Raw genomic sequence first — 8,791 nt, 5'->3', positions numbered from 1 at the left:
ATCCATACTCATGTCTCTTGTCGGTTTGCCCGATTGGCCGGGCATATCCGGTCAATCAGACGACGGATGCTGCCCAGCGCTCAAACGCGGCCAGGGCATCATCAATACCGGCGGGTTTTTGACCACCCGCCTGAGCCATTTCGGGCTTACCGCCACCACGACCATCGACGTATTCTGCACAGGCCTTGACCGCATCACCGGCTTTGGCCGACTTGATCAGGTCTTTGGTAACACCTGCCAACAACGTCACTTTGCCGTCATTTTCGGCGGCCAGCATGATCAAGGCGCTGCCCAGCTTGTTTTTCAATTGATCCATGATATTACGCAAGGCGTTGACATCAGCACCTTCCAGACGGGCTGCCAGCACCTTGACGCCGTTGATTTCCCTGGCATTGTCAGCCAGATCGGAACCGGCGCTGCTGGCCAGTTTGGACTTCAAGGCTTCCAGCTCTTTTTCCAGTGTTTTGGTGCGGTTCAGCAGTTGCTCTACTTTGTCACCTACGGTTTCCGTGGTGCCTTTCAGAGACGTCGCGATGCCCTTGAGCACCTGTTCCTGCTGTCCAACAAAATCCAGTGCGGCTTGCCCTGCCACCGCTTCGATACGGCGAATCCCTGCAGCAATACCACTTTCGGAGCTGATTTTCAGTAGGCCGATATCACCGGTACGGGCGGCGTGAATACCACCACACAGTTCGACCGAAAAGTCGTCGGTTCCCATCGACAGCACCCGGACTTCATCGTCGTACTTCTCACCAAACAATGCCATGGCACCGGTTTCACGGGCAGCATCGATATCCATCAGTCGGGTTGTCACTGGCGTATTGGCACGAATCTGGCGATTCACCAGGGTTTCAATCTGCTGCAGTTCGTCCGGCTTGATCGCTTCCAGATGAGAAAAGTCGAAGCGTAACTTGTCATACGTTACCAGCGAGCCTTTCTGCGCCACATGGGCACCCAATACTGTGCGCAAGGCAGCGTGTAACAGGTGAGTAGCCGAGTGATGCAAGGAGGTCGCCAAACGCTTTTCGGCATCAACCGTGGCGGTCAGTGTATCTCCGGCCTTAACCTGGCCTTCGACCAGCACCCCTTGATGCAAGTGGTTCTTGCCTTCTTTGGTGGTGTCCTTAACCTGGAACACAACCCCGGCTGCAGTCAGAAAGCCGGTATCCCCTGCCTGACCACCGCTTTCGGCGTAAAAAGCGGTTTCGTCCAGTACCAGCGTGGCTTCGTCACCGGCTTGTAGCTCGGCCACGGCTTCGCCATTTTTGAACAGTGCTTTCACCGTACCGGTATTCTCCAGTGCGTCATAACCGCAGAACCGGGTATCACCGTCAATCGTCAGTCCGGTGCCATGCTGGGCACCAAAGTTACCGGCAGCACGGGCTTTTTGACGCTGCTTGTCCATTTCGACATCAAAACCGGCTTCATCTACCTTGAGATTACGCTCACGTGCTACGTCGGCGGTCAAATCCAGCGGGAAACCGTAAGTGTCATACAGGCGGAAAGCGGTTTCACCGGGAATGGTGTCGCCTTCCAGTGTTTCAATCGCGGCATTCAGAATCGCAATGCCCTTGTCGAGGGTCTTGGCGAACTGCTCTTCTTCCAGACGCAGTACCTTTTGCACATGAGACGACAGTTCAGCCAAATCAGGATAGGCCTCACCCATCTGTTCAACCAGTGCCGGGACCAGAGTGTGGAAAAAGCCAATCGGAGCGCCCAGCATATGACCATGACGAACGGCACGGCGAATAATACGACGCAAAACGTAACCACGGCCTTCGTTGGACGGCAGAACCCCATCGATCACAAGAAAGCTGGTAGAACGAATATGGTCGGCAATCACCCGCAGCGACTTGTTCTCGGTGTCCTGACAGCCGGTGGCTTTCGCCGCAGCCGCCAGCAACGCCTGGAACAAGTCGATTTCGTAATTGCTGTGAACACCTTGCTTGATGGCTGCAATACGCTCCAGCCCCATGCCGGTGTCTACCGATGGTTTTGGCAATGGCAGCATTTCACCGTCGGGCTGACGGTCAAACTGCATAAAAACGATATTCCAGATTTCGATAAAGCGATCGCCGTCTTCTTCCGGTGATCCTGGAGGCCCACCCCAAATATGCTCGCCGTGGTCATAAAAAACTTCAGAGCAAGGGCCACAAGGCCCGGTGTCACCCATTTGCCAGAAGTTGTCTGACGCAAAACGACTGCCTTTGTTGTCACCGATGCGGACAATTTTATCTGCCGGGACACCCATTTTTTTATTCCAGATGTCAAAGGCTTCGTCATCATCGGCATATACCGTGACCATCAGCTTCTCGACCGGCAGGCCCAGCCAGTCTTTTGAGGTCAGTAGCTCCCAGGCAAAGCGGATGGCGTCTTCTTTGAAATAATCACCAAAGCTGAAGTTACCCAGCATTTCAAAGAAAGTGTGATGACGGGCGGTGTAACCGACATTCTCTAGGTCGTTGTGCTTGCCACCAGCGCGAACACAACGCTGTGACGAGACCGCTCGGCTGTAGCTGCGCTGGTCTTGTCCGAGAAAGACATCCTTGAACTGCACCATGCCAGCGTTGGTAAACAGCAGCGTTGGATCATTGGCAGGAATCAAAGGACTGGATGGCACCACCTCGTGCCCTTTGGAGGCAAAGAAATCGAGGAATGCCTGGCGAATATCTGCGCTTTTCATACGAGGGCGTAATTCCGAAGGTTGGTTGCATCAAAGCGGCAGTATAGCGGTTTGCTCCGCTTTGTCCGAGTCCTGCCCTCTTGCAAAGCAGAAATTCACAAGAAATCGCTTGACCTGACCTCAAAACAAAATAACCATACAGTTATATTTGAATGTTCTGATATCGCAGATACATTCACATACTCCCCCTGAAATTTACTTGACTCGAGGTTATAGCCATGAATGTCGACCGTATGGTACTTGCGCTTGCCGGATGCTTTATTTTAGTGAGTGTGGCCCTGTCCCAGTTTCACCATGTGTACTGGCTCTGGTTTACTGCCTTTGTTGGCGCCAATCTGTTTCAAGCCGCGTTTACCGGCTTTTGTCCGTTGGCCATTATCCTGAAAAAGGTGGGCATCAAGGCAGGCTGTGCGTTTTCCTGAGTACTACCAGTCCCAGCGCTCGTCCTGCTCGTCGTGAGCTTCACAACAGGCATCCAGTGCGTACTGAATCTGGTCTGGGTTAAACCCGCGATAGCCTAGAAAACGGTAAAGACGGGCTTTTTCTTTCTGATCAGCAAGGCGGATTTTGGCCAGTTCGCCACGCACCCCCAATTTTTTGGCGGCTCCGGCTCTGGCCAATTCAAACCAGTCAGCATCGCTGTCTGCCAATGTCATGCGGACAATATCGTCAGCAACCCGTCGCTGCCGCAACTCTTGCTGGATACGTAATGGCCCCTGCCCCCGCTGAAAACGGGTACGCAAAAAAAATCGGGCAAAACGCTCATCACTTTGCCAGCCCCGCTGAGCAAAATCATCCAGAATATCGGTCAGTAATGGCTCGAAAGAAAGACGGATAGCGTCGTCGATTTGTCCATAAAAACGGCGTGTCAGCTTACTGTGTAATTCATCACGGCTGTGTTCGCGGCGGGACAGCAGGTCGATACCAGCCTGGCGTAGCTGCGGGCGCAGTTCCACCAGACTGGCGATAGTGCATGGCTCAGTCTTCTTTGGCTTCGACATTGTCTTTGTCGGCGGGCTGCTCCAGGTTGGGGACAACAATCAGCTGGGCACGGATACCGGCTTCGATTTCAGCGGCAATTTCCGGATGCTCTTCCAGATATGCGGCGGCATTGGCCTTGCCCTGTCCGATCTTGTTGTTCTGGTAGCTGTACCAGGCACCGGCTTTCTGTACCAGTTCACACTTCACACCCAGATCAATAATCTCGCCCATATGGTAGATACCCGCGCCATACATGATCTGGAATTCTGCTTGTCTGAAGGGAGGAGCGACCTTGTTCTTGACCACTTTGACACGGGTCTCGTTACCAATGGCTTCATCACCCTGCTTGACCGAACCCGTACGGCGGATATCAAGACGAACGGAGGAATAAAACTTCAAGGCATTACCACCGGTGGTGGTTTCCGGGCTGCCAAACATAACGCCGATTTTCATCCGAATCTGGTTGATAAAAATCACCAGACAGTTGGCGTTTTTGACGTTACCGGTAATTTTACGCAGCGCTTGAGACATCAACCGGGCTTGCAGGCCAACGTGGCTGTCGCCCATTTCCCCTTCGATTTCGGCTTTTGGAGTCAGCGCTGCCACAGAGTCAATCACAATGACATCGACCGCGCCAGAACGTACCAGGCTGTCGCAGATTTCCAGCGCCTGCTCACCGGTATCCGGTTGGGAAACCAGCAGACTGTCGAGGTCGATACCGAGTTTTTCGGCATACAGAGGGTCCAGCGCATGTTCCGCATCGATAATGGCAACCGTCTTGCCCTGTTTCTGCGCCTGCGCCATGGTTGATAAACACAGGGTGGTTTTACCTGAACTTTCCGGCCCGTAAATTTCAACAATACGCCCCATTGGCAAACCGCCGATGCCGAGCGCGATATCCAGCCCGAGGGAACCGGTAGAAACCGCGGGAATGGCTTCACGGGGCTGCTCGCCCATCTTCATGATGGCACCCTTGCCAAACTGACGTTCAATCTGACCCAGAGCAGCGTCAAGGGCTTTTTGTTTGTTCGCGTCCATTGAATATCCTCTAATCACCAGGGCGTCAAATTCACTGGCTGGCCCGGAAAGTTTTTACTGTAAATTTGACCAGTAGTTAAACACAAATTCCTATCAGCGCCAACCCGGCAAAGTGTTTTTTACTGGATGGATTCACAGTTTTTTATGCCTGCTCCAGCCAGCGGGTCAACCCCAGGATGGCATGGGCAATGGCTTGCTGGCGTACCGCGGCACGATCACCATCAAAATGGCAACATTCGGCACCAATACGGCGATGATTCCCCCAGGCAAACCAGACGGTACCGACCGGTTTGCCGGGTACGGCTCCACCCGGCCCGGCGATACCACTGACCGACACCGCCACATCAGCACGGCTGTTACTCACCGCACCAGCCACCATTTCTCTGACCGTCGCTTCACTGACCGCACCATCCACCACCAGCGTCTCTTTCGATACATCCAGCAGTTGCATCTTGGCCTCGTTTGAATAGGTCACAAACCCGCAATCGAACCAGGCTGATGAGCCAGGCAGGTCGGTACAGGCAGCAGCGATACCGCCACCAGTGCAGGATTCCGCCGTCGCCAGACGCCAGTGGCGCAGCAGTAGTTGATTGGCAAGGTCTTCCGTCAGGCTGTTCAGATTCATAGTCTCCTCCAGATACCTCCAGTGTACCGCGTTGCAGAACGACTGGTTAGAGGGGGCGGTTCCAGGGAGCATCAACCGTTGATAATCTTGACCCACAGACCATGAACAAGTGTTTTATGATGGTTGTTTCATAGCTCCGGACATTCACCAGTGCTCTGGCTCAGTCCGTTGCTTCAGAGGCGTAACAGGTCTCGTCGCCACCTGCAATTACAGCGACCACGACGCAATTACGCCCTCGGCTTTTGGCCTGGTAAAGAGCCTTGTCGGCTTTCAGCAGCAGTTGGCGGGCACTCTGCCCGGGCTGGAGGCTTTCAACCAGGCCAATACTGGTAGTGACGTGATCAGCATCTTCGAACTGTTCCGCGGCAATGGCTGTGCGTATTTTTTCTGCCAACCGATAGGCAAGCGCTGCGCTGGTATCTGGCAGAATAATCATGAATTCTTCCCCACCCCAACGGCCAATCTGGTCGCTGGTGCGCGTATTATCTTCCAGCAGACGGGCCATGCGCTTCAGTACTTCATCCCCCAGCAAATGGCCATACTGGTCGTTGATCTGCTTGAAGTGGTCGATATCCAATATGATGACAGAGAAAGACGATCCTTCCCGCTGCTGATCTTCCAGCACCTTGTCCAGCTGACGCTCAATCGACAGACGATTCGCCAGACCAGTCAGGTTATCGGTTGTGGACAGTATCGACAGCTCGCTGTTTTTACGATTCAGCTCGGAGTTGGTGTCTTGCAGTTGCTGTTCCGCCTGATGCCGCAATTCCATTTCGGTTTTCAAACGCTGGTTCAGACGCGCCAGCTTCCAGTTCCAAAGCACAATGGCCAGCATAATCACTGACACTAGCGCTGCCAGCTTCCACACCAAGTGGTAATTCACCTGTTGCTCAAATGTCACGGCGACCCAGCGCTGAAACACTTTGGAACGCTCTTCTTCGGTGATGTAGTCGGTGGCTTTATTAAACATCGAAAGCAGCTCGGGCGTATCGTTACGCACAGCAATTGCCAGCTTCCAGTCTTCATCCAGACGGCCACCAATCTTGAGATCAATAAAACGGTCCTTGCGGATGGCATGACCGATCGGGGCGATCGCTCCAATCATGCCGAATATCCGGCCTTCTTCAACCTGGCGCAGACCGGTGCTGATATCGGGCAGTTCAATCACCTCCAGGCTCGGATAATCCTGCTGCAGCTTGGTCAGCAACCCATATCCTTGAGGCACTCCGATGGTTTGCTGGTCGAGTGATTTCAGTCCATCCACAAACAACGATCGTTCCTGAATGGCAATCACCAGTGGCAAACGCAAATATGGTTTGGTGAAGTTCAGCTGACGTACGGCGTCCGGAGTTTCAAATGCCGCCGACATGATGTCGCAACGACGGCTTTTGGCGTACTCCAGCGACTGCGCGGTACTGTCGGTCTGAACCAGAGTCAGGCCAATCCCGATACGGTCGGCCATCAGGCCCAGATAATCCGCCACCATGCCTTCGTGCTTACCGCCCGTGCCGATTTTTTCCAGCGGCATCCAGTCGGGGTTGGCGCAATAAGTAATGTTGGGCTGTTTTTCCAGGTAGGCTTTTTCGCTGGCGGTCAGCGCCATACCGCTGCCGGGTCTGGCAATATAGTTTTCATTGCCCATCCAGCGCTGGGAAATAGTTGCTTGCTCATCACGGGACAAGGAGTCCACGGCACGGTCCATAATTCCCTGCAGAATCGGCCAGTCCGAACGGACGCCAATCCGTAAATTGGCCAGATCCGGTTGGCCAATATCGACTTCACCGGAAATGGTGAGGTCGTTCAACATATTGCCGGCAATCAGGTGGTTAAAGACCGCCGCTTCGCCGACTGCCGCATCAGCCTTGCCAATGGAAACGGCTTTCAGCCCGTCAATGGCATTTTTCACCAGATGCAGTTTGATCTCCGGGTATTCCTTGCCGAGCACTTCTTCATAAAAAAAACCTCGCGGGACAGCAACGGTTTTACCTTTCAGGCTGTCGATGTGTTCGTATTTGTTACTTTTTTTACTGGCAATAATGTTTGGATTAACAGCATACGGACGGGTAAAACGGATGTACTGCCGCCGCTCCGGGGTATTCACAATATTGAGCATCATATCCAGCTGGCGATTGCTGATCATATGAAGAAAATCCCCCCAACCCGGGCCACTGATGTACTCAATACGAAAGCCGGTCTTTTGAGCAATCAGATCCATCACATCAATCGAAAACCCTTTGGGCTTGCCTTGTTCATTGAAGTTGAACGGCGGCCAGTCCATTTCATTATGAACTCGTAATACCGGGTGAGCGGCCAGGAAGTCTTTTTCTTCCTTGTCCAGTTGCAACACCTGGGTTCTCTGCAAGCCACTGCTGAGCCAGCGACGCCCCAGGTTGCTTAGTTCCTGCTCGGTGACGGATTCCAGTGCTTTTTGCAAAATATCCCGCAATATCCCCCAGTCAGGCCGAATGCCCATCCGCAGGTTATTTTCAAAACGCGGGTCGTCGAGACCACCAATGACCTTGGTATTGTTGATCAGATGCTTGCGCATCAGGTAGTTCTGAATCGCTATACCGCCGATGGTCGCGTCAGCGTGGCCAAAGGATACTGCTTTGAGGGTTTCCAGTTGGTCGGTCAACAGCAACAGTTGAATGCCCGGGAAATAACGTTCGATAAGCTCCTGATAATAGAACCCTTTGGGAATCGCCAAAACCCGACCGTTCAGATCCCTCAGGTCACGGACGTCATGATTGTCATCACGCACCACAAGACCTGGAGGATTGGTAACGTATGGCTCGGTAAACAGAATAAACTGGCTGCGATCTTCGGTCTGGACAATATTGAGCATCACATCCAGTTCTTGAGTGCCCAGCATCGTCATAAACTCACTCCAGCTTGGGCCGGTGATGTACTCCACCTGGATACCCAGCTTTTCGGCCAGCAAATCCATAAACTCGATCGAATAGCCTTTGGGACGACCGTATTCGTGGTAGTTGAATGGCCCCCAGTTGGTCTCGTTGTGTACCCGGATCGTCTGATGGTTCAGCAACCAGGTACGTTCTTCTGCCGTAAGATCAAGGTTGGCCGCAGGCTCTGGTAACGTTTTGGATGCAGCACTGGTTATTGCCGCCTCAGCCGGACTCAGCAATAGCAGGAACACGACAGCCAGCCCGGCGGCTGACAAGAGGATAAAACGGGCAGATAGCCATCGAGCGGAGTAGTACGGGATAAAACGAGTAATGGTCACAACTTGCCCTTGATACCAACGAATGCCTCCAGATGCCCCCCAGGTGCGGAGTCATTCTGGCCGATCTAACGAACTATAGGGGCATCTATTTAATCCTGCACGGCTCTGCGCGAGTGTTGCCGTTGTTCAGGGCAAGGCGACGTATGCAGCGAAATGACGAGTCCTTTTCAAATTCGTCAACACCGCACTGGACGGCGGCAACCCGCGCCCTTCGGGGGCT

The 8,791-nt window shown here is 53.4% G+C and carries 6 protein-coding genes; 1 reads left to right on the top strand and 5 read right to left on the bottom strand.

The genetic code is table 11. The features are described 5' to 3' along the window. Window positions 1-55: 55 nt before the first annotated feature. Window positions 56-2,683 (bottom strand): alanine--tRNA ligase, encoded by a 2,628-nt coding sequence (alaS, locus tag Q4551_RS15920; RefSeq protein ID WP_303434898.1) that lies wholly within the window; start codon window positions 2,681-2,683, stop codon window positions 56-58. A 218-nt stretch (window positions 2,684-2,901) separates the two neighbouring features. Here alaS and Q4551_RS15915 point away from each other — a divergent pair, with 218 nt between their 5' ends. Further along, window positions 2,902-3,105, top strand: coding sequence for a DUF2892 domain-containing protein (locus tag Q4551_RS15915; RefSeq protein WP_303434897.1), 204 nt, complete (start codon window positions 2,902-2,904; stop codon window positions 3,103-3,105). 3 nt (window positions 3,106-3,108) lie between these two features. Here the strand turns inward: Q4551_RS15915 and Q4551_RS15910 are convergent, their stop codons facing one another. From Q4551_RS15910 to Q4551_RS15895, 4 genes are all read right to left on the bottom strand, one after another. Next, on the bottom strand, window positions 3,109-3,684 hold the full coding sequence (locus Q4551_RS15910) for a regulatory protein RecX (protein WP_303434896.1): 576 nt from the start codon (window positions 3,682-3,684) through the stop codon (window positions 3,109-3,111). Further along, window positions 3,662-4,702, bottom strand: a complete 1,041-nt coding sequence (gene recA / locus Q4551_RS15905; protein ID WP_303434894.1) for a recombinase RecA — start codon at window positions 4,700-4,702, stop codon at window positions 3,662-3,664. The genes Q4551_RS15910 and recA overlap by 23 nt, the downstream gene beginning before the upstream one ends. Window positions 4,703-4,844: 142 nt before the next feature. After that, complete coding sequence (locus Q4551_RS15900; protein ID WP_303434892.1) at window positions 4,845-5,327, bottom strand: CinA family protein; 483 nt, start codon at window positions 5,325-5,327, stop codon at window positions 4,845-4,847. Window positions 5,328-5,487: 160 nt separating this feature from the next. Then, a complete protein-coding gene (locus Q4551_RS15895) occupies window positions 5,488-8,571 on the bottom strand; it encodes a transporter substrate-binding domain-containing protein (protein ID WP_303434891.1) in 3,084 nt (1,027 codons plus the stop codon). Between the last annotated feature and the right edge of the window lie 220 nt (window positions 8,572-8,791).

This window comes from Oceanobacter sp. 5_MG-2023, from assembly GCF_030548165.1.
GTDB lineage: Bacteria > Pseudomonadota > Gammaproteobacteria > Pseudomonadales > Oceanobacteraceae > Oceanobacter.
Note: the sequence above shows the minus strand (reverse complement) of the source record. Positions and strands in the feature narration are given on the sequence as shown.